16 protein-coding genes are annotated in these 20,252 nt (G+C 67.9%); 9 read left to right on the top strand and 7 right to left on the bottom strand.

The window, feature by feature from the left end:
- Positions 1–100: 100 nt before the first annotated feature.
- Positions 101–970: a polyamine aminopropyltransferase gene (gene speE / locus B1991_RS00490; protein WP_136256737.1), complete on the top strand. Its 870-nt coding sequence runs from the start codon at positions 101–103 to the stop codon at positions 968–970.
- A gap of 52 nt (positions 971–1,022) precedes the next feature.
- Here the strand turns inward: speE and B1991_RS00485 are convergent, their stop codons facing one another.
- Positions 1,023–1,217 (bottom strand): antitermination protein NusB, encoded by a 195-nt coding sequence (locus B1991_RS00485; RefSeq protein ID WP_136256736.1) that lies wholly within the window; start codon positions 1,215–1,217, stop codon positions 1,023–1,025.
- Positions 1,218–1,375: 158 nt separating this feature from the next.
- Here B1991_RS00485 and B1991_RS00480 point away from each other — a divergent pair, with 158 nt between their 5' ends.
- The 7 genes from B1991_RS00480 to B1991_RS00450 all read left to right on the top strand — a co-directional run bounded on the left by B1991_RS00480 (position 1,376) and on the right by B1991_RS00450 (position 7,257).
- The gene (locus B1991_RS00480; protein ID WP_136256735.1) at positions 1,376–2,395 is read left to right on the top strand and encodes a hypothetical protein; all 1,020 of its coding nucleotides are present in this window, start codon (positions 1,376–1,378) and stop codon (positions 2,393–2,395) included.
- Between the two features lie 152 nt (positions 2,396–2,547).
- Positions 2,548–3,180, top strand: coding sequence for a ParA family protein (locus tag B1991_RS00475; RefSeq protein ID WP_136256734.1), 633 nt, complete (start codon positions 2,548–2,550; stop codon positions 3,178–3,180).
- Between the two features lie 39 nt (positions 3,181–3,219).
- Positions 3,220–3,693, top strand: a complete 474-nt coding sequence (locus B1991_RS00470; RefSeq protein WP_136256733.1) for a SixA phosphatase family protein — start codon at positions 3,220–3,222, stop codon at positions 3,691–3,693.
- A 57-nt stretch (positions 3,694–3,750) separates the two neighbouring features.
- Complete coding sequence (locus B1991_RS00465; protein WP_210772063.1) at positions 3,751–5,625, top strand: phospholipase D-like domain-containing protein; 1,875 nt, start codon at positions 3,751–3,753, stop codon at positions 5,623–5,625.
- Positions 5,626–5,695: 70 nt separating this feature from the next.
- The gene (locus tag B1991_RS00460; RefSeq protein WP_136256732.1) at positions 5,696–5,908 is read left to right on the top strand and encodes a hypervirulence associated TUDOR domain-containing protein; all 213 of its coding nucleotides are present in this window, start codon (positions 5,696–5,698) and stop codon (positions 5,906–5,908) included.
- Between the two features lie 4 nt (positions 5,909–5,912).
- Positions 5,913–6,458 carry a DUF488 domain-containing protein gene (locus tag B1991_RS00455; RefSeq protein ID WP_136256731.1) on the top strand — a complete coding sequence of 182 codons (546 nt, stop codon included), beginning with the start codon at positions 5,913–5,915 and terminating at the stop codon, positions 6,456–6,458.
- A 151-nt stretch (positions 6,459–6,609) separates the two neighbouring features.
- The gene (locus tag B1991_RS00450; RefSeq protein WP_246031007.1) at positions 6,610–7,257 is read left to right on the top strand and encodes a nucleotidyltransferase domain-containing protein; all 648 of its coding nucleotides are present in this window, start codon (positions 6,610–6,612) and stop codon (positions 7,255–7,257) included.
- A gap of 491 nt (positions 7,258–7,748) precedes the next feature.
- On the opposite strand, the gene B1991_RS00445 is transcribed toward B1991_RS00450, so the two are convergent.
- The 6 genes from B1991_RS00445 to B1991_RS00420 all read right to left on the bottom strand — a co-directional run bounded on the left by B1991_RS00445 (position 7,749) and on the right by B1991_RS00420 (position 15,947).
- Entirely contained in the window at positions 7,749–9,677 is a 1,929-nt protein-coding gene (locus B1991_RS00445; protein ID WP_246031006.1) for a DUF3732 domain-containing protein, read from the bottom strand.
- Entirely contained in the window at positions 9,674–10,183 is a 510-nt protein-coding gene (locus B1991_RS00440; protein ID WP_136256729.1) for a three component ABC system middle component, read from the bottom strand. The genes B1991_RS00445 and B1991_RS00440 overlap by 4 nt, the downstream gene beginning before the upstream one ends.
- Positions 10,180–11,385: an ABC-three component system protein gene (locus B1991_RS00435; protein ID WP_136256728.1), complete on the bottom strand. Its 1,206-nt coding sequence runs from the start codon at positions 11,383–11,385 to the stop codon at positions 10,180–10,182. Before B1991_RS00435 ends, B1991_RS00440 begins: the two co-directional genes overlap by 4 nt.
- A 735-nt stretch (positions 11,386–12,120) precedes the next feature.
- Complete coding sequence (gnd, locus tag B1991_RS00430; protein ID WP_136256727.1) at positions 12,121–13,026, bottom strand: phosphogluconate dehydrogenase (NAD(+)-dependent, decarboxylating); 906 nt, start codon at positions 13,024–13,026, stop codon at positions 12,121–12,123.
- An 81-nt stretch (positions 13,027–13,107) separates the two neighbouring features.
- Positions 13,108–14,631 (bottom strand): mercuric reductase, encoded by a 1,524-nt coding sequence (locus B1991_RS00425; RefSeq protein ID WP_136256726.1) that lies wholly within the window; start codon positions 14,629–14,631, stop codon positions 13,108–13,110.
- Positions 14,631–15,947 carry a glucoamylase family protein gene (locus B1991_RS00420; RefSeq protein ID WP_136256725.1) on the bottom strand — a complete coding sequence of 439 codons (1,317 nt, stop codon included), beginning with the start codon at positions 15,945–15,947 and terminating at the stop codon, positions 14,631–14,633. The genes B1991_RS00425 and B1991_RS00420 overlap by 1 nt, the downstream gene beginning before the upstream one ends.
- A 257-nt stretch (positions 15,948–16,204) precedes the next feature.
- Between B1991_RS00420 and B1991_RS00415 the strand changes: the two genes are divergently transcribed.
- Complete coding sequence (locus B1991_RS00415; protein WP_136256724.1) at positions 16,205–20,044, top strand: GH36-type glycosyl hydrolase domain-containing protein; 3,840 nt, start codon at positions 16,205–16,207, stop codon at positions 20,042–20,044.
- Positions 20,045–20,252: the final 208 nt, after the last annotated feature.

The following is a 20,252-nucleotide window of genomic DNA, read 5'->3' as shown; positions in this document are numbered from 1 at the left end:
ATGGCCGCGCGACGCGCTGCACGGCGGCGGCGGCCGGGACGTCGGCGGCGGTTGCCGGTACAATTGACCTTCTTTGCCCACGCTCCGCGGAAACATCCCCATGTCGCAGCCCGCCCCCCTCACCGAAGCCCAGTGGTTCACCGAGGCGCACCAGGCGTCCGGTTCGTCCATCGGCTTTCGCACCGAGCAACTGCTGCACGCGGAGAAGACCCCGTTCCAGTCCATCGAGATCCACAAGACCACCGACTGGGGCAACCTGATGGTGATCGACGGCTGCGTGATGCTGACCAGCCGCGACAACTTCCTCTACCACGAGATGATGACCCACCCGGCGCTGTTCACCCACGCGCGCGCCAAGCGCGTGGTGATCATCGGCGGCGGCGATTGCGGCACGCTGCGCGAGGTGCTGCGCCACGAGGAAGTCGAGCACGCGGTGCAGGTGGAGATCGACGAGCGCGTGACCCGCCTGGCCGAGCAGTATTTCCCCGAACTGTGCGAGGCCAACAGCGATCCGCGCGCCGAGCTGCTGTTCATCGACGGCATCAAGTACATGGCCGAGTGCGAGCCGGAATCGCTGGATCTGGTGATCGTCGACTCGACCGACCCGGTCGGCCCGGCCGAGGGCCTGTTCAACGCCGCGTTCTACGCCAGCTGCTACAAGGCGCTGCGCCACGGCGGCCTGCTGGTGCAGCAGAGCGAATCGCCGCTGGCCCACCTGGACCTGATCCGCTCGATGCGCTCGGCCATGCGCACCACCGGCTTCGCCGCGGTGAAGACGCTGCCGTTCCCGCAGCCGTGCTACCCCACCGGCTGGTGGAGCTGCACCATGGCGCGCAAGGGCGGCGACCTCTCCGGCTTCCGCGAGCGCGGCGCGCTGAGCAAGAAATTCCCCACCCGCTACTACAACGCCGAGATCCACAAGGCCGCCCTGGCCCAGCCGGAATTCATGCGCGAAGCGCTGGGCGAATAAGCCGGATACGGGGAACCAGGCATCGCGGACCGGCACCGCCGTTTCCCGCCACTCAAAATATCTTCGAGCGCACCTTCGGCAGCAGCACCAGCAGCAAGGTGGCGAGCGGGCCGAGCAGCAGCGAGAGCAGGAACCAGAGCAGGCCGCTGCGGTTCTTGCCCTGAGCCAGCGCCGCGTTGATCAAGGCCAGCGTGCCCCAGCCGGCAAACCAAGGGGCGCCATCGGCCCACAACGAAAAATGATTCACGACCCTCTCCCGAGCGATGGATGAGTGGCGCCGTCCTGCACCCGAACAGGCATCCTAACAAGCCCGGCGGCGCCGACGGCCGGCGGGCGGCGCGTCGATCAGGCGAGCTTAATCTGCACTCGCTATGCTGGCGCCTTTGCCGCCAAGGGAAGTTCGCAATGCCTGGAATGCGCCGTGTTGCCGTGAGTTGCCTGTGGCTGCTGTTCGCCGCGCCGGTGCTGGCGACCAAGGCGCCGGTCGCCGCGAAAGCCGCCGCGACCACGTCCAGGGCAGCGCAGGCGCGCGACCGGGCGCAGCTGACCTTCCAGCGCGACCTGGTCAGCGTGCTGGCGCCGCGCGCCGACGCGATGCCGCTGCTCGGTGCGGCGCTGCTGGCGCGGCCGCTGTTCAACCAGCCACCGGACAACAGCTTCCATGCCCTGATCGAGCGCGCGGCCGCTGCCGAAGGCGCGGGCCCGGCGGTGAACTGGGTGCGGCTGGCCGACTGCGAGGCCAAGGCCGGCAACTGCCCCAATGCTACCGCGCTGGATATCTTGCTCACGCAGGCGCCGGACAACGCCGCCGTGTGGCTGGTCAAGCTGGGCGCCGACGCGCGCGACCACAAGCAGGACGATGCCCGCGAGGACCTGCGTCGCGCCGCCGCCGCCAAGCAGTACGACGACTACGCCGGGGTCAGCCTGCAGGCACTGGCCGATTCGGTCGGCGTGTTGCCGCCGCCGGCCGCCACGCTGGACCCGAACCACGCCGCCGGCGCGGTCGGCATGCAGACCGTGCTGATCTTCGGCCTCGCCAGCGCGCAGCCGCAGCCGAGCCTGCAGCTGGTGGCCAAGCTGTGCGAGAACGCCGGCGAGGATGCCTCGATCAAGACCGACTGTCTCAATCTGGCCAAGCTGCTGCAGTGGGGCTCCAGCCCGTTGGCCCGCTCGCTCGGCCTGCACCTGGCCGAAGTGCTCGCCGACGACCCGGCCCAGGCGCAGGCGGCGAAAGATGCCCGCCGCAGCCTGGTCTGGCAGGTGCGCAGCTTCAACCAGCTGCTGGCCAAGGTGCAGGACGATGCCCCGCTGGCCCGCCACCTGCTGTCGCTGGCCCGCAACGGCGGCACCGAGATGAGCCTGCAGGCGGCCGCCCTGCGTGATGCGGGGGTCGTTGAGGCTCCGGCAGGAGAAAGCGGGAAATGAGTGGAGGGGAGTGAGAGAAGACAGAAGCGTGCTCCGCCGTGACTCTTTCTCGTTTCTCACTCCTCTCCACTCAACTCTTCGCTCCTCGCCCTGTTCCCCTTTCCCCCCATGCCCGCTAGGCTGGACCCACCTTCCGTGGCAGGGGCGATCCGATGCTTATGACGCTGGTGGCGAGCAGCAAGGGTGGGTGCGGCAAGAGCACGCTGGTGACGCAACTGGCGTCGCACTGGGCCCAGGCAGGGCATCACAGCGCCATCATCGACGCCGACCGGCAGGGTTCCAGCTTCCGCTGGGCCGCGCGTCGGCCGGAGAACGTCCCCGGCGTGCTGGCCTTCGAAGGCGGCCGCCGCTCGCTGGCCAAACTGCCACCGGACACCGCGCAACTGCTGATCGACACCCCCGCCGGCGCCCGCGAGCGCGAGCTGGAACCCTATCTCGACCAGGCCAGCGTGCTGCTGGTGCCGGTGCTGCCCTCTTCGTTCGACCTCGACGCCACGCTGGCCTTCACCGACGAGCTGCGCGCGATCAACCGCATCCACCGCGGCAAGCTGCCGGTGGGGTTGGTGGCCAACCGGCTCAAGCCGTGGACCCACGCCAGCCAGGACGCGCTGACCCAGCTCGCCGAGCAATCGCCGTTCCCGATCGTGGCGCAGCTGCGCGACAGCCAGGCCTACGTGCTGCTGGCCGCGCTGGGCAAGGGCATCTTCGACTACAACAGCGAGCAGGTACGCAGTCACCAGGAAGACTGGAAGCCCCTGCTGCGCTGGATCAAGCGCCAGTCCTGACCGCAGCCCACACCTCTTTCTTTTCCGCCGGAGCCTCCCATGCACGAACTGATCCTGCTGCGCCATGCCGAAGCGGTGCCCATAGCCGACGGCGGCGACGACCGCGAACGTGCGCTGAGCACGCGTGGCGAACAGGAGGCGCAGGCCGCCGGCCTGTGGCTCGCCGCGCATCGCCTGCGTCCGCAGCGCGTGCTGTGCTCGCCCACCCGGCGCACCAGCGAAACCACGCGGCTGGCGCTGGCCGCGATCGATGCCGCACCGGCGCCGCAGATCGCCGAGGAGATCCACGAAGCCACGCCCGGCGAGCTGCTGCTGCTGCTCGACCAGCACGCCGAAGCCGATACCGTGATGCTGGTCGGCCACAACCCCGGCGTCGAACGGCTGGTCGCCCTGCTGGTGGAAGGCCGCTCCGACGAATTCCGCGGCATGCCGCCCGGCGCACTGGCGGTGCTGCATCTCGACGGCCCGCTGGAGCCGGGCCAGGCGCGACTGGACGCCTTCTGGTCACCCTGACCTTCACACGCCGCCCGTCGTCACGGGGCGGTGGCACGCAACCGTTATCATGCGGCGATGTTGCATGACCTTCGCCGCCTTCTCCTGCCGCTGCTCCTGCTGGCCACCGTACTGCAGGGCTGCACCCTGTCCAAGGCGCAGATCCGCCGCGCCGACGCGGTGGTGGCGGCCACCGTCGACCGCCAGCAAAGCTGCCACCAGGCCGACCACTGCGCGCAGCCCTCGCCGCTGCTGCGGGCCGCCGACCAGGCGCTGGCCGACTCCACCCCCGGGCATCCGATGCACGTGGTCACCCTGCTGGGCGACAGCGAGCCGGCACTGGCCGCGCGGGTCAACCTGATCCGTGCCGCACGGCGTTCGATCGACGTGCAGACCTACATCTGGAGCCAGGACGACGTCGGCCAGTTGGTGCTGGACGAACTGGTGCGCGCCGCGCGCCGCGGCGTGCAGGTGCGCATCCTGGCCGACCAGTTGTTCTCCTTCAACGACCTCGACCTGCTCGATGCGCTGGCGCGGGCCAGCCCCAACCTCGAGGTGCGGCTGTACAACCCCACCTTCCACAAGGCGCGCACGCCGCCGCTGGATTTCGCCGCCGGCATCCTGTGCTGCTTCATGCAGTTCAACCAGCGCATGCACAACAAGCTGCTGCTGGTGGACGACGCCATCGGCATCGCCGGCGGACGCAACTACCAGGATCGCTACTTCAACTGGGACGACACCTTCAACTACGTCGACCGCGACGTGATGGTCGGCGGCCCCGCCGCCGCCACGATGGCCGACAGTTTCGAGCTGTTCTGGCGGCACAAGCGCGCGGTGCCGCTGACCCACCTGCGCGACGTCAACCAGCGCATCGTCTCCGACCGCGCCGCACCGCCCTGGCCCGAGCCGCACTACCGAAAGCCGCAGCGGGTCGCGCAGCTGCTGCAGGCCGCCGAGGACCCGGCCTGGCTGCAGGCGTGGCTGGTGGATCCATCACTGGAGGTGGGCAAGGTCGAATACTTCAGCGACTTGCCGGCGAAAGTCGACGACCCCGGCGGCAAGCGCACCGCGGCGTTCACCCGCCACATCATGCAGCTGATCGGCGAGGCCCGCCACGAAGTGCTGCTGCAGACGCCGTACCTGGTGATGAGCCGCCGCGCGCAGGGCATCTTCCGCCGCCTGCACCGGCGCGCCGACCCGCCGCGGGTGATCGTGTCGACCAACTCGCTGGCCTCCACCGATGCCTTCGCCGTCTACGCGATGTCGTACAAACACCGCAAGCGCTACCTGAAGAAGTTCGGCTTCGAGATCCACGAATTGAAACCGCACGCCCCCGGCCCCGCGGTGGACTATGAACTGGCCAACCTGGACGCCGACACCGCGCAGGTGCCCGCGGCGACCGCCACCCCCGCCAGTGCCTCGCGCACGCGCTTCCATCTGCTCGGCAGCGGCAGCGGCAACCGGCCCGCGCCGTTGCGCAGCGAAGGCCGGCGCTCCGGCCTGCATGCCAAGTCGATCGTGATCGACGACGACTTCAGCATGGTCGGCTCGCACAATTTCGATCCGCGCTCGGACCACTACAACACCGAATCGGGCGTGATCGTCTACGACCACGCCTTCGCCGACGAACTGCGCCAATCCATCCTGCGCGACACCGAGCCGCAGAACGCCTGGGTCATCGCGCCGCGCCGCCCGGTGGTGCCGGTGCTCACCGACATCAACCAGGCCATCGGCACGGTCTCCGAAAGCCTGCCGTTCTTCGACCTGTGGCCGTTCCGCTACGCCACCAGCTTCGACCTCAAGCCCGGCTGCCCGCCGCTGCGCGCCAGCGATCCGCGTTTCTACGACTGCTACCAACCGGTCGGCGACTTCCCCGACGTCAACCTGTCGCCGAAGTGGATCATCACCCGCCTGATCACCGCCTTCGGCAGCAGCGCCAAGGGCATCCTGTAGCGCGCTGACTCCGCCTGCACGTGCGGCGTCGTCCAATGGGATTCGAGTCACGTCAGGAGACACATCAACCATGAGCCATGCATTCAAGGTCGGCGACCACGTGCGCTGGAACTCCGAGGCCGGCCACGTCAGCGGCAGGATCACCAAGGTGCACACCCGCGACACCGAGTACAAGGGCCACACCCGCCGCTGCAGCGAGGACGACCCGCAGTACGAGATCAAGAGCGACAAGACCGACCACGTCGCCATGCACAAGGGCGCGGCACTGCACAAGATCGACTGAGCCGATGCCCGCCGACCCCGCCACGATCTGGACCATCGGCCACTCCACCCGGCCGCTGGAGGAGTTCCTCGGCCTGCTCGACGGCTACCGCATCCAGGCCATCGCCGACGTGCGCCGCTTCCCCGGCTCGCGCCGCCACCCGCACTTCGCCAGCGAGGCGCTGGCGAAGTCCCTGCCCGAGCACGGCGTCGCCTACCAGTGGATCCCCAAACTCGGCGGCCGCCGCAAGGTGCAACCGGGCTCGCCCAACACCGCCTGGCGCAATACCTCCTTCCAGGGTTATGCCGACTACACCGCCACCGCGGACTTCGCCGAAGGCCTCGCCGAACTGCTTCACCTCGCCGCCCGCCAGCGCACCGCGATGATGTGCGCCGAAGTGGTCTGGTGGCGCTGCCACCGCTCGATCGTCTCCGACGTGCTCAAGCTGCGCGGCATCGAAGTCATCCACATCCTCGACGCCACCCACACGACGGAGCATCCGTACACGTCGGCGGCGCGCGTGGTGGATGGGCGGTTGAGTTACGCCGCGGCGCAGGGGGAGTTGTTGTAGCGAAGGTCGGACTCCTTCGTCGGGCTCCGTACCACGCATCCCGCAAGCCCTGCGCTCCCGGCATCGTCATGCCTGCGAAAGCAGGCATCCAGTGCCTGTCGAGTTGCGATGAAGCCCGTTCACCTTGCGCGTGCCCAATACGGGCATTACCATGCCCAATATGGGCAGCAAGGCAAACAGCAGAATCAGCGAGGCCGCGGCGCTTTACGCCAGCACCAGCCTGTCCGATGCCTTGTTCACCACCACCCAACAACGCGTCCTCGGCTGCCTGTTCGGCCAGCCCGATCGCAGCTTCACCGTCAGCGAACTGATCCAGACCACCGGCGCCGGCAGCGGCGCGGTGCAACGCGAGGTCGCCCGGCTGGCCGGCAGCGGTCTGCTCACGGTGGAACCGGTCGGCAATCAGAAGCGCTATCGCGCCGATCCCGCCGCGCCGATCCATGCCGAACTGGTGTCCATCGTGCGCAAGACCTTCGGCCTGGTCGCCCCCTTGCGCGAAGCACTGGCGAAGCTGTCTCCCCACATCTCGACCGCCTTCGTGTACGGCTCGGTGGCCAAGGGTACCGACACCGCGGCCAGCGACATCGACCTGATGCTGGTGTCCGATACGCTGGCTTATGCGGACCTCATGGCAGCGTTGCACCCGCTGATCGAGCGCCTGGGCCGCGAGATCCATCCCACGCTCTACACCCGCGCCGAGCTGCGCAAGCGCCTCGGCGCGGGCAACAGCTTCGTGACCCGCGTACTGGCACAACCGCGGCTGCGGGTGATCGGGAGTGAGCATGACCTCACCGCTTGAGAACCTGACCGGTCAGTGAGCATCAAGGTCGGGCGCACATCCTGTAGGAACGCACCCCTGTGCGCGACGCCCTTGCCCTGGTTGCATTCAAAGGCAAGAGCGTTCGATCGCCTTCGGCGACCGAGTCACTTTTCTCTTGCGTGGCCAAGAGAAAAGTAACCAAAAGAGAAGGCCACCCCGCTTGGCGCTTGCCGGGCATCGGGCAACTGCTCCTGCGTTGCCTCAACTCGGGCATCCATGCCCTCGCCTGCCCGGCAAGTCCGTGAGTCGGGGCCGGGCTTTTCGACAGGGCATCCTGCCCTGGCGAAAAGGAGTCGACATCCATGTCGACTCCCGCTATGCGGCCTGTCGTCCCCGATTCACCGCCGCACAGGGGCCCCGGAAGAGCAGGCGCGCATCCTGCGCGCCAGAAGCCAAGCGTCGCGATGCTAGTGGCTGTTTGTCCCTGACCCCCTTCTTTCGGGGACCGACTCCCATGGTGTCCGGCTCGGTTACTGCCAATCCAACGGTATCAGCGCTGCGCCGTTCCGCCAGCGTTCCGTCACGGCATCCTGGAACCAGGTTTCGTTGAGATCCGCATGCTCCGTCATGATGATCTGCATATGCGGCGCGAGATCCTTGACCAGGTTGTCGATCAACTCGAAGATCCTGACGACGGCTAGGCGGTCCTCATCCTGCGGCAGCTCGCCATCCGTTCCGGCATGGGTCTCCGCAGGGAAGTAGACCTGAGACGGCTGATCGAGAAACAGGAAGCGAGGGACTGGACGTTCTCTGCGGACGAACCACTCGTGAAGCGCGAGGTGCGCAATCAGATGGCATCCTAACCAATTAGCGCCGCTTCCCATTGCACTCATGGGGATGGGGCCGCTCTCTGCGTCGGCGATCACCTCGAGTTTCCTGCGATCCAGGCGAAACGGGACGCCGCTGTGCTCAAGCTCCAAGAAGGTGGCCCACCGCGTCATACGCTCGCTCAGGCGTGACAAGCAGGAGTCAACACGCTCCCGGACAGTCTCGTCGCTGAGTTCGGTTTCAAGCAGCTTTATCCGCTGGGCGAGATCCGCGACGTAGGCACGCAGATCCGAGGAATCCTGACGGGAAGGATACGAATCGAGTGTCGCGCTGATGCGCCCAAACACCATCGCGCGCCGCGTCGCGGAGTCGCGCAGCGCCGACAGGCGCTGATCCGAGCGGCGAACGGCCTCAAGCGTATCCCAGTTCTCCTGCAGGGCCACGCGAACCTGCTCCAGCTCGCGCGTCTTCTCGACGACCAAGGCATCCAGCCCCGGTGTGCTTCGCCGTACCGCAGCAAGCTGCGCGGAAGCAGCTCGAAGCTCCGCACCTAGTTCGGCATAGAGCGGAAAACGGTCGCTGGGTTGTTGGCAGAGCGGGCAGTGATTTTCGTCCGAAGGTTTCAGCAAACCAATGCTTTCCAGGCGTGAGACTTGCTCGCTGGTTTCATGTGTATAAGCGTTCTCCTCGTTGCGCAGCTCGATCATCGCCTTGAGTTCATCGTCCAAGCGATGCAGATCCCTGCGCAGCTCCGTGCGCCGGTCATTCAAACGCGTCAACTCGGCCTGATCGATCGCCGTCGAGGTATCGTCGACTTGTTCGGCGAGCGGACGCGCCATGATCGTCTGGAGCGTGGCCATGTCTTCGGAAGGCAGCTCGGACACATAGTCCGCTGCGAGGAGGCCGACATCCCTCGCCTCGGATACCAGGGAGGCGATGCTGTTGTCGCTCGTCAACGTCTCGATACGGGTCAGCGCTTGCTCTTGCGCGCGCAGCTCACGACGCAGTTCCTTCAGTTGCGCTGCCTTGGCGACATAATCCTCTTCCACGGCACCCAGAAAGTACGGGAACGTGTCCTTGATCGCCTGGGCGAACCAGGTGTCGTTCTGCCCATGGAAGAGGAACCCGGGTTGGGATATCTCCGTCTGAGGCTGAAACACGTACGCCAGTGCATGCCGCAAGGTGGCGGTCAGCGGGGCGCGCGTCTGATGCTCCGGCGGATCGTGTCGGTTAAGTGCGATCCCGGTCGCTACGCCCAAGCGCTCCACCACGGTGTCGATGTTGGTAGTGATGTCCAGCTGCTCGAGCGAAGGGATGGCCAAGCTCGAGCCCGTGGCATAGTAGGCATCCGTCGTGCTCTGACGGTTCGCGTCCGGAGCGCGGCGCGCGACAAAGTGCTGCGTTTGGCCATCGGTCAGACGCAAACCGTACCAGACCACGTGGCCACGTATGACGCCGTGCGGCACTTGGTAGGAGCCGCTGCCGAGGCAGTAGTCGACGATGGAGATAAGGGCCGATTTACCCGTCTTGGAATCGCCCGTGATGATGTTGAGCCGTCCGGGTTGAAGCGACAGCACGCGCGGATGTCGGTCTTTGGCGTAGAGGACGATATCGAGAATCTGAATACTCAAGGGCGCACTCCCCACAGTGCCATGATGGTTTGGTAATCGCCCGAGCCGGCAAACCACTTTCCGACGAATTGCGCCTTCTTCAGGCAGTCGCTGACTTCTGGCGACTTCACCGCATTGGCGAAACGGGCGATGGTGCTCATCTTTGTGCGGGCGCAAAGCCGAGATCCCTCGATTGCGAGGAGACCGCCGTGGCATGCGACAGCAATGGAATCCTTTGTCGATGAAACCAGCGATGACGCGCGTTCCGGAAAGCCCACTTGGGTGTGCGCATTGGCGCTGATCCATGCGGGTAAGGAGGTTCTCGTTGTCCCGGGTAACGCCTCCCGGGTCAGCTTGTGCAGCACAATGGGGGGTACGAGAAACGCCAAGAGATAGGGGAGGCGTTGTCTTTCCCGAGAGGTGCGCTCATAGCCAGCGGCAGCACAGAGCACCAGCGCGCCAAGAAAGGCAGGATTGAAAAGCCGCGCTTGCTCAGACGGCTGCTCGCGCCAAGGGGAGCTGGTCATGCCGTTGGCCTCGATGCCAAGAGCGCCTCAAGGCGTTCACGAAATTGTGGGTGCCAGCCCACGGCGCCCTTGTCCGCCAGCATATGCAGGGAGCCGCGCGAGAGGCTGGGGTTGCCGACGCGCGGCCGAATAGGGAAGCATGAGGTCTCCACCCATTGATAGATGGCGCGTGCGGCCTTGGTTAGCTCCGCTTCGGCGGCGGGTTGGCCCAATTCGTCCACGGCGCGATCGAAGACGAGCATCCACTCCTCCTTGAGTGTGCGTTCGTACTTGTCGAGTTCGCCGACAAGCAGGAGGTTCTCGCGCATCCAGCGCGATCGATGCTCGAACGCGCGGTAGTAGTCGCGAATAGCCGCCAAGACACGTCGAGGGCCAATCGCCGCGAGCTTGGCCTGGTGGACGAAGATGGCATCCTCGTAGGCGGCCAGTCCGACGTCCGCCTCCAGAATGTCATCGTCGACAGGAAGTGCATCGATAAGGAACTGGTCGCGGAGTTCATCGATCTCGGATTCCAGGGCTGTGCTCGAGATCGGTGTCATCGACTGGGCGATGAGATGCTTCTGGCACTGCACCATCCACCAGCCTTCCAGGCGGGTGAGAAATGAAGAGGCGACATCGCGCCTGACGGCGGTGCGCGCGTATTCACTCAGGCCTTGCTCGATCTCGCCGATGTTGTCAGCTTTGGACGCAATCGTGATGGAGCTGACGAGGTCGAGCTTCTCCGTTGCACTGAGGCCAAGAAACAAGCCATATGCGATAGCATTGTCCGCGCTGGCGGAGGTGGATGCCACCTCGCTGAGCACGCGAACGGCGCCGGTTTCGTCGCGATCCTTCAGGCCGAGTTTGGCCGCAACGGCATGGTCGGTGACCGGGCTGGTGGTGACCAGACACAGGCGCGCGTCCCGAGGGATCGTTCCGTCGGAGCGGCCGGTGATCCAGACGCGCAACGTCTTCCAGATGTCCGGGCTGGCATCCGTCAGATTGGCCGTGGATCGAATGTGGTGCTTGAGCTGGAACAACTCGAGCGGGCTACCCGACGGCTCGAATGTCACATCGTCGAGCGTCTCGAGATAGAGGAAGAAGATCTGTCCCCGGGCAAGTCGGCGCAAGGAGGCCAGTAAGGCGAGACGAATCTGGTAGAGATAACCCAGCGCGGAATCCCCCGCGCCAAAAAGCGAGCCGCTTTGTCCCCCCGTGGTCATCCCCTATCCCCTCCACCGATATAGCGGTGCCGTGACTGCTTCCTTCGCGATGGAAGCCGGTCGCGGCACGGCCGTGTCCGTATCCGATAAGCATCCGACAGAATCTCTTGGCCATGCAAGCGTCCTAAACCGCGATGCATTAAATAGGTCGCCGCACGCGACGTCGAAATGGAAAGGGTGCCAATGAAAGAGGTACTAAGGACAATAGCCGCGCATGGTGTAGCGCTGAAGGTATGCCAACCCGGGTGATGCTTCTGGCGCGCAGGATGCGCGCCTGCTCTTCCGGGGCCCCTGTGCGGCGGTGAGTCGGGGACGACAGGCCGCGCAGCGGGCATCGGCAGGGATGCCGATGCCTTTTCGCCAGCACATGGATGTGCTGTCGAAAAGCCCGGCCCCGGCTCACGGACTTGTTGGGCAGGATGCCCAACAAGCGCCAAGCGGGGTGGCCTTTCTCTTTGGTTACTTTCTCTTTGGCCACGCAAAGAGAAAGTAACTCGGCTGCCGCAGGCAGACGAAAGCTGTTGCCTCTGATGCAACAGGAACTAGAGCATCGCGCGCAAGCGCGCTCCTACATTAAGTGCGGGGATCGACCGCGTTTCGTTCTGGATGCAGCGAGAGCATCGCGCACAGGGTGCGCTCCTGCAGGAGCGGACCGTACCCCCAAGGTCGCTGGATGCCTGCTTTCGCAGGCATGACGGGCGGGCGGCTGCCCGCAGAGGGCGCCACGCGCCCGCCTCACTCCTTCTTGATCGCGTGTCCGCCGAACTCGTTGCGCAGCGACGACAGCAGCTTGTCGGCGAAGGAGTCGTCGTCGCGGGAGCGATAGCGTTCCATCAGCGAGAGGGTGATGACCGGGGCCGATACGCTCAGCTCCATCGCGGCGTCGACGGTCCAGCGGCCTTCGCCGGAGTCGACCACGTAGGGGGCGACGCCGTCCATCTGCGGGTTCTTCTTGAGCGCGTCGGCGGCCAGGTCCAGCAGCCAGGATCGCACCACGCTGCCGTAGCGCCAGATCTCGGCGACCTGCGCCAGATCCAGGCCGAACTCCTGCTTGTGCTTGAGGATCGAGAAGCCTTCGGCGTAGGCCTGCATCAGGCCGTACTCGATGCCGTTGTGGACCATCTTGGTGAAGTGGCCGGAACCGGCCGGGCCGACGCGGCCCCAGCCCTGATCCTTGCCGGGCGCCAGCGTCTCGAAGATCGGCCGCAGCGTGTCGACGACTTTTTCGTCGCCGCCGACCATCATGCTGTAGCCCTCGGCCAGTCCCCACACGCCGCCGCTGGTGCCGCAGTCGACGTAGTTGACGCCCTTGTCCTCGCACCTGGCGGCGTGGCCGAGCGAATCCTTGTAGTTGGAATTGCCGCCGTCGATGATCGTGTCGCCCTTGTCCAGCAGGGCCAGCAAGGCGGTGACGGTGTCGTCGGTGATCTTGCCCGAGGGCACCATCAGCCACAGCACGCGCGGCGCGGGCAAGGCCTGCACCAGCGCATCCAGTGAAGCGGCCGAGCCGCCGCCCTTGCCTTCCAGCTGCTTGCGCGCCTCCGCGTTCGGATCGAAGCCGGTGACCTGGTGGCCGCCGTTGAGCAACCGCTGCGCCATGTTGGCGCCCATCTTGCCGAGACCGATCATGCCAAGTTGCATGGGAGTTCCTTGGGTGTGAGGTGGAAAGTCGAAAGGGGTAATTCTAGGCGCCCCGGCGGCAAGAGCGCGTGAGATGCACGCTCAGTGCGGCAGGCAGCGGCGCAGGCGCGCCAGCAGGCGGCCGCTCAGCCGGCGGCGGTTGTACGCCATCGCGGCGAGGCGGATGGCCTCGGTCTTGGTCGGGTAGGCGTGGATCACTTTCGCCAGCGTGCGCAGGCCCACGCCGGCAACCATCGCCAGGGTGACCTGGCTGATCATGTCGCCGGCGTCGCGCGAGACGATGGTGGCGCCCAGGATGCGGTCGCTACCCTCGCCGACGTGCAGCTTGACGAAGCCGTCCTGCTCGCTGTCGGTGATCGCGCGATCGACCTGGTGCATCGGGATGGTGTAGGTCTTGATCGGGATGCCGCGCGCGTTCGCCTCGCGCACGTACAGGCCGACGTGGGCGATCTCCGGATCGGTGTAGGTGCACCACGGCACCACCCGCTCGCTGAGCCGCTCGCGCCCGCGCAGCAGCGCGTTGCGCACGCCGATGCGCGCCGATTCCTCGGCGATGTCGGTGAACCTGGCCTCCAGGCAGACGTCGCCGGCGGCGAAGATGCGTCGGTTGCTGGTGCGCAGGTGGTCGTCGACGGTGATGCCGGTGGCCTCGTCGTAATCGACGCCGGCCGCCTCCAGCGCCAGCCCGTGCACGTTCGGCCGGCGCCCGACGCCGGCCAGGATGGCGTCGACGCGGATCGTGCTGTGGTAGTCGTCGGTAACCAGGTCGATCACCTTCTCCGCGCCCTCGGTGCGGATCGCGACCACTTCGGTGTTGAGGCGCACCTCGATACCATCGCGGGCGAAGGCCTCGGACAGGGTCTGCGCCGCGTCGCGCTCCTCATGCGGCAGGAACAGCGGCATGTTCTGCACGATGGTGACCTTGGCGCCGAAGCGCTCGAACGCCTGCGCCAGCTCGCAGCCCAGCGGGCCGCCGCCGATCACCAGCAGCCGCGGCGGCAGTTCGGTCAGATCGAACACGGTGGCGTTGGTGAGGAAGCCGGCCTGCTTGAGGCCGGGGAGGTCGGGGATCTGCGGCCGCGCGCCGGTGGCGATCAGCGCGCGGTGGAACGGCAGCGGCTGGCCGTTGACGGCCAGGCTGTCCGGACCCGTGAACTGCGCGTTGCCGAAGTACACGTCGACGCCGCGCTCGGCCAGCTGGCGCACCGACACGGTGCCGGCCAAGTGGCTGCGGATGTGCCGCAGGCGCGCCATCGCGGCGGCGAAATCCACCGTGACCGCGACCGGCGGCTGCGCACCGTAGCGCGCGGCATCGCGCATCTGCGCGTACACCGCGGCGCTGCGCAGCAGGCTCTTGGACGGTACGCAGCCGGTGTTGAAGCAGGTGCCGCCGAGCAGATGGCGTTCGACCAGCGCCACGCGTGCGCCCAGCGCCGCCGCCGCGTCGGCCGCCGCCAGCCCCGCCGAACCGCCACCGAGGATCACCAGCTGGTACGGCGCCTCGGGCACCGGGTTGCTCCACGAGACGGGGCCCACCGCGGCGAGGCGCTCGCGCTCGTCGTCGTCCTGCGGGGTGCTGATGCTGGCGTCGTAGCGGGTGGCCATCAGCGGACTCCTCCGGCCGGCGCATCGAGCCAGCCACCGCTGAAGCCGGCCTTGCGCAACCCGCTGGCGAGCGGATGGCAGCCACGCATCAGGCGCCAGATCGACTCGCTGCGGTGGTTCTCGATCATCATGAAGACGATGCCCTGGTCCAGCCCGTAGTGTCCCGCCGAGATCCACGGCCGGCCAGCGCCGCCATCGACGCTGGCGTTGAAGCTGGTGGCCAGGCGATCCTGGCTGAGGATCTGCGGATGGCGCAGCAGCATGGTGCGCAGTGCGGCCAGCGCCGGCTGCGGCGCGAACGGCAGCGAGGCCAGCACGGCCGGCGGCGACAGCGTGCCGTCATCCGGCCCATACGGCACGCCACGCGCGGCGTAACCGAACAGATGGCGCTGCTCGTTGGCCACCCCCTGCACCTCGTCGGTAGGGCCGTCGCAGGCGGACAGGCCCCAGCAGTTGCGGTCGTAGCCGACGAACTGGTGCGGGTTGAGTTCCGCGTAGCGGCGCTGCACCCGCACCGCGCGGCGGCTGTTCTCGAAATAGTCCGATTGCTTCTCGCGCATGAACGGGTCGCGCACGTCGCGCAGGTCCAGCCACGCCTGCGAGTAGTGGTGCACGAACAGCGGGCCGGCGTAGAGGAAATCCTGGTCGTAGAGGTTCTCCCACTGATAGGTGGAGGTCCAGCCGGCATAGCAGTCGGCCGAGATCGGGTGGGTGGGCGAACCCAGCGCCAGCGCGTACAGGACGATCGCCTCGCTGTAGCCCTCCCAGCCGTAATGCAGGTAGCCGCTCTCCGGTTTCCAGCCCTGGTAGATGGTGCGCGCGTCGTCCTGCGACCAGCGCCAGTCGACGCGCCGGTACAGCGCTTGCGCCAACTCGCGCAACTCGGTTTCCTCGGCATCGGCGCCGTCGAACGCGGTGGCCACGGTGAGCATCCCGGCGATCAGCAGCGCGCTGTCGATCATCGACAACTCCGATTGCCACACCCGCGTGCCGCTGTCGATGTCGAGGAAGTGGTAGTAGAAGCCCTTGTAGCCGGTAGCCGCGGGGCTGCCGCTCTGGTCGCTGTCGCGGAAGAAGCGCAGCGCCAGCAGGCTGCGGCGCACCGCCTCCGCGCGCTCGATCCAGCCGCGCGCGACCGCCGCCGGATAGCACGACAGCGCGAAGCCCACCACCGCGATGCTCACCGGCGAGTTGGCGCGCGAGGTATCCGGGATCAGCCCGTTGCGCGGGTTCATCGTCTCCATGAAATAGCCGAACGCCGCGCGTTGCAGGCGGTCGAGCATGGCGTCATCGGAGAGCAGGCACAGCGTGGACATCGACAGCATCCCGGCAGCGATGGATGGAACGACACATTGCCGCCAGTGTGCAGCGGCAAGTGCGTGCGCGGCGTGTAGGACGACACTTTCACGTTGCATTGCCGGCGCACGCCGCAGGCTGGAACGGTTTCGCCGAATGGCCCGGGCTCGCTCCCGCTTGCTGCGGGAGCGACGACAGCGCAGGGTCTTGCGCTCGCGTGCATGCCATTCGCCACCTCGTCCGATCCGACTGCGCCGCAGCCGCAGGAGCCGTCCGCATGTCCCCCGATGCAACCCCGCCGCCCCGCCACCTGCTCGGCAATGGTCGGCTCAGCACCATGCTGGGCGCCAACGGCGCCGGCTTCCTGCGCTGGCGCGAGCTGGCGGTGACGCGCTGGCGCGAGGACCCGGTCACCGATCCCTGGGGCAGCTTCCTGCTGTTGCGCGACGAGGATGACGGCGAGGTGTGGTCGGTCACCACGCAGCCGCTGGGCGTGTCGCGGCCGGACGATGCCGCGCGCTTCTCGCCCGGGCTGGCGCATTACGCCGGCCGCCACCAGTCGCTGCACCACGAACTCGACGTGGCGGTGGCAGCCGATGCCGACATCGAATTGCGCCGACTGGTGCTGAGCAACCACGGCGATCGCCATCGCCACGTGTCGCTGACCAGCTACGCGGAACTGGTGCTGGGCCCGCGCGGCGACGATGACAGCCATCCGGCCTACGCCAAGATGTTCGTGCAGACCGACTGGGACGAGGCCCGCCAGTTGCTGCTGGCCACCCGGCGCAAGCGCAGCGACAGCCAGGCCACGGTGTGGGCGGCGCAGGCCCTGCAACTGGTCGGCGTGGTCGATGGCGCGCCCGAACGCGAAACCGACCGCGCGCGCTTCCTCGGCCGCGGCCGCACGTTGCGCGACGCGCTGGCGATGCGACCCGGAGCGGCGCTGTCGGGAAGTACCGGCTGCGTGCTCGATCCGGTGTGGGCGCTGCGCCGCGGCTTCAGCCTGGCGCCTCGCGCGCGCGTCGTGCTGCTGTTGTGGACGCAAGTGGCCGATTCGCGCGAGGGCGCGCTGGCCCTGCACGCGCGCATCCAGGACGCGCAGGCCGCCGAGCGCCTGTTCGCCGACGCCGCCGCGCGGGCGCGCGGACAGCACCAGCAGTTCGGCATCGACGACGCGCAGGCCGCGCGCTTCGCCCGCTGGCAGGATGCGCTGCTGGTCAGCGATCCACGCCAGCGCGCCGCGCCGGAAGATCGCGCCCGCGGCCACGGCGGCGCGCCCGCGCTGTGGGGGCTGAGCATCTCCGGTGATCGACCGATCGCGCTGCTGCGAGTGGACGGTGCCGCGGCGCTCGAGCGCCTGGATGCGTTGCTGCTGGCGCAGCGCTGGTGGCGCGCGCAGCAACTGGCAGTGGACGTGGTGGTGCTGGACCGGCTCGGCGACGACGACGGCACGCGCGACGCGCTGGCGCAGCGCATCGACGCGCAGCAGGCGCAACTGAAGGATTGCGAAGGCTTGCCGAAGGCGCAGCTGTTCTGCCCGCGCGAGGACGCCATCGGCGCCGACCAGCGCGACGCCCTGCTCACCGCCGTGCGCGTGCTGGTCGACGCCGATGCCGGGGCTACCGTCGCGTCCGCCGCCGTGGCACCGGCCGATGCCGCGCCGATCCGCGCCACAACGCCGGCGGCGGCCATGCCGGACGAGCCGACGCAGGAGTTTCCCAACGGCCACGGCGGCTTCATCGAACACGGCCGCAGCTACCGCATCGCGCTGGACGCCGCAGCCACGCCGGCGCCATGGACCAACGTGCTGGCCAACCCGCATTTCGGCTGCATCGTCACCGCCGAGGGCGGCGGCTACAGCTGGTCGACCAACAGCCAGCAGAACGCGCTGACGCCGTGGCCGAACGACCCGGTCAGCGACCCGCCGCACGACATCATCTACCTGCGCGATGCCGACAACGGCGAGCTGTGGAGCGCCGGCGCGCTGCCGATCCGCGTACCCGGCGCACACTGCGTCGCCACCCACGGCAAGGGCTGGACGCAACTGTGCAACGACGCCCACGGCATCGCGCTGGCGCTGACCGTGTGCGTGGCGCCGGACGATCCGGTCAAGCTGTCGCGGCTGCGCCTGGTCAACCGCTCGCACCGCACGCGGCGGCTGTCGGTCACCGGTTACGTGGCATGGGCGCTGGGCGCCAACGGCAGCACGCCGGCGCCGTTCGTGGTCACCGCGCACGACGCGGCCAGCGGCGCGCTGTTCGCGCGCAACCGCTGGCGCGCCGATTTCGGCGAGCGCGTGGCGTTCTTCGACCTGGCCGGTGCACAGCAGTCGCTCAGCGGCGACCGCGCGAGTTTCCTCGGCGCCCTGGGCAGCACCGCGCAGCCGGCGGCCCTGCATCACGACCAGCCGCTGGACGGCCGCCTCGGCGCCGGACTCGACCCCTGCGGCGCGCTGCAGACGCGGGTGGAACTGCCGCCGGGCACGCAACTCGACCTGATCTTCCTGCTTGGCGAAGGCGACGACGAAGACGCCGCCCGCGCGCTGGTGACGAAGTACCGCCACGCCGATGTCGACGAGCTGCTCGCCCGCATCGCGGCGCAATGGAACGACCTGCTCGACACCGTGCAGGTCGGCACGCCGGACCGCGCGCTCGACATCCTGCTCAACGACTGGCTGCTGTACCAGGTCACCGCCTGCCGGCTGTGGGCGCGCACCGCGTACTACCAGGCCAGCGGCGCGTACGGCTTCCGCGACCAGTTGCAGGACGTGATGGCGCTGTGCGTGAGCCGCCCCGAGCTGGCGCGCGAACACCTGCTGCGCGCCGGCGGACGCCAGTTCGCCGAAGGCGACGTGCAGCACTGGTGGCTGCCGCCGCGCGGCCAGGGGGTGCGCACGAAGATCCGCGACGATCGCGTGTGGCTGGCCTACGTGGCGATGCATTACGTCGAGGTCAGCGGCGACCGCGCGGTGCTGGACGAGAAGCTGCCATTCCTGCAGGGCCAGGCGATCCCCGACGGCGCCACCGATGCGTTATTCCAGCCCGAGGTGTCCGACCGGCAGGCGACGCTGTACGAGCATTGCGCGCTGGCGATCGACACCAGCCTCACCCGCGGCGCGCACGGCCTGCCGCTGATCGGCACCGGCGACTGGAACGACGGCATGAACGCGGTGGGTGCCGAGGGCCGTGGCGAGAGCAGCTGGCTGGGCTGGTTCCTGCTCGCCACCATCGACGCGCTGGCGCCGGAAGCGGATGCGCGCGGCGATACCCGTGCGGCGACGTGGCGCGACCACGCCAAGGCGCTGCGCGCGGCGCTGGAAGAAGCCTGGGACGGCGCGTGGTACCGCCGCGGCTACTACGACGACGGCACCCCGCTGGGTTCGAAGGACAGCGAGCAGTGCCGCATCGACACCATCGCGCAATCGTGGAGCGTGCTGGGCGCGGCGACCGACCGCGAACACACGGTGCAGGCGATGGACTCGGTCGACCGTTTGCTGATCGACGACGAGCACCAGATCGCGCGGCTGTTCACCCCGCCGTTCGACCAGGACGGCAGGAAGGACCCGGGCTACATCAAGGGCTACCCGCCCGGCGTGCGCGAGAACGGCGGCCAGTACACCCACGGCGCGATCTGGTCGATCTTCGCCTGGGCCGGGCTCGGCGACGGCGATCGTGCCGGCGGCCTGTTCCAGCTGCTCAACCCGATCCATCACAGCGACAGCGCCGAGGCGGTGGCGCGCTACAAGGTCGAGCCGTACGTGGTCTGCGCGGACGTGTATTCGGTGGCACCGTACCTCGGCCGCGGCGGCTGGACCTGGTACACCGGCTCCGCCGCCTGGCTGTACCGCGCCGGACTGGAGGCGTTGCTCGGCTTCCACCTGCAAGGCGAGCGGCTGCGCGTGGAGCCGTGCATTCCGAAGGCATGGCCCGGCTTTCGCATCAGCTACCGCCACCACGGCACACTTCACGAGATCGGCGTGCAGAACCCCGACCACGTCTGTCGCGGCGTGTTGCGCGTGGAAATGGACGGCCAGACGCTGGACCCCGCCGAACCCGTCACCCTCGCCACCGATGGGGCGACGCACCGCCTGCGCATCACCCTGGGCCATTCGCCCTAGGAGCCTGCCTGCGGGCGATGCCTTCTGTGCGGGATTCGGGGCAAGCGATCACGGCGGGCGGTGCCCGCCCTACGCCGCTCCCCGAAGCCGTTCGGGCTGAGCGTAACGCCGCCGGCACGCACGCGGGGAGCGACCAAGGATGATCGCGGTTCTGGGGAGCGAGGAAGTCGAAGCCACGCGCTGACCCGCCCTTCGACTTCGCCGCTGC

This window comes from Rhodanobacter lindaniclasticus (assembly GCF_004799035.1).
Classification (GTDB): Bacteria; Pseudomonadota; Gammaproteobacteria; order Xanthomonadales; family Rhodanobacteraceae; genus Rhodanobacter; species Rhodanobacter lindaniclasticus.
The sequence above is the reverse complement of the archived record's forward strand: the minus strand, read 5'-3'. Positions and strand labels throughout refer to the sequence as shown.

What these genes read in the sequence shown, in the direction of transcription:
- speE (WP_136256737.1), top strand. Translation starts at nt 101, where the DNA reads ATGTCGCAGCCCGCCCCCCTCACCGAAGCCCAGTGGTTCACCGAGGCG.
- B1991_RS00480 (WP_136256735.1), top strand. Translation starts at nt 1,376, where the DNA reads ATGCCTGGAATGCGCCGTGTTGCCGTGAGTTGCCTGTGGCTGCTGTTC.
- B1991_RS00475 (WP_136256734.1), top strand. Translation starts at nt 2,548, where the DNA reads ATGCTTATGACGCTGGTGGCGAGCAGCAAGGGTGGGTGCGGCAAGAGC.
- B1991_RS00470 (WP_136256733.1), top strand. Translation starts at nt 3,220, where the DNA reads ATGCACGAACTGATCCTGCTGCGCCATGCCGAAGCGGTGCCCATAGCC.
- B1991_RS00465 (WP_210772063.1), top strand. Translation starts at nt 3,751, where the DNA reads ATGTTGCATGACCTTCGCCGCCTTCTCCTGCCGCTGCTCCTGCTGGCC.
- B1991_RS00460 (WP_136256732.1), top strand. Translation starts at nt 5,696, where the DNA reads ATGAGCCATGCATTCAAGGTCGGCGACCACGTGCGCTGGAACTCCGAG.
- B1991_RS00455 (WP_136256731.1), top strand. Translation starts at nt 5,913, where the DNA reads ATGCCCGCCGACCCCGCCACGATCTGGACCATCGGCCACTCCACCCGG.
- B1991_RS00450 (WP_246031007.1), top strand. Translation starts at nt 6,610, where the DNA reads ATGCCCAATATGGGCAGCAAGGCAAACAGCAGAATCAGCGAGGCCGCG.
- B1991_RS00440 (WP_136256729.1), bottom strand. Translation starts at nt 10,183, where the DNA reads ATGACCAGCTCCCCTTGGCGCGAGCAGCCGTCTGAGCAAGCGCGGCTT.
- B1991_RS00435 (WP_136256728.1), bottom strand. Translation starts at nt 11,385, where the DNA reads ATGACCACGGGGGGACAAAGCGGCTCGCTTTTTGGCGCGGGGGATTCC.
- gnd (WP_136256727.1), bottom strand. Translation starts at nt 13,026, where the DNA reads ATGCAACTTGGCATGATCGGTCTCGGCAAGATGGGCGCCAACATGGCG.
- B1991_RS00425 (WP_136256726.1), bottom strand. Translation starts at nt 14,631, where the DNA reads ATGGCCACCCGCTACGACGCCAGCATCAGCACCCCGCAGGACGACGAC.
- B1991_RS00420 (WP_136256725.1), bottom strand. Translation starts at nt 15,947, where the DNA reads ATGTCCACGCTGTGCCTGCTCTCCGATGACGCCATGCTCGACCGCCTG.
- B1991_RS00415 (WP_136256724.1), top strand. Translation starts at nt 16,205, where the DNA reads ATGTCCCCCGATGCAACCCCGCCGCCCCGCCACCTGCTCGGCAATGGT.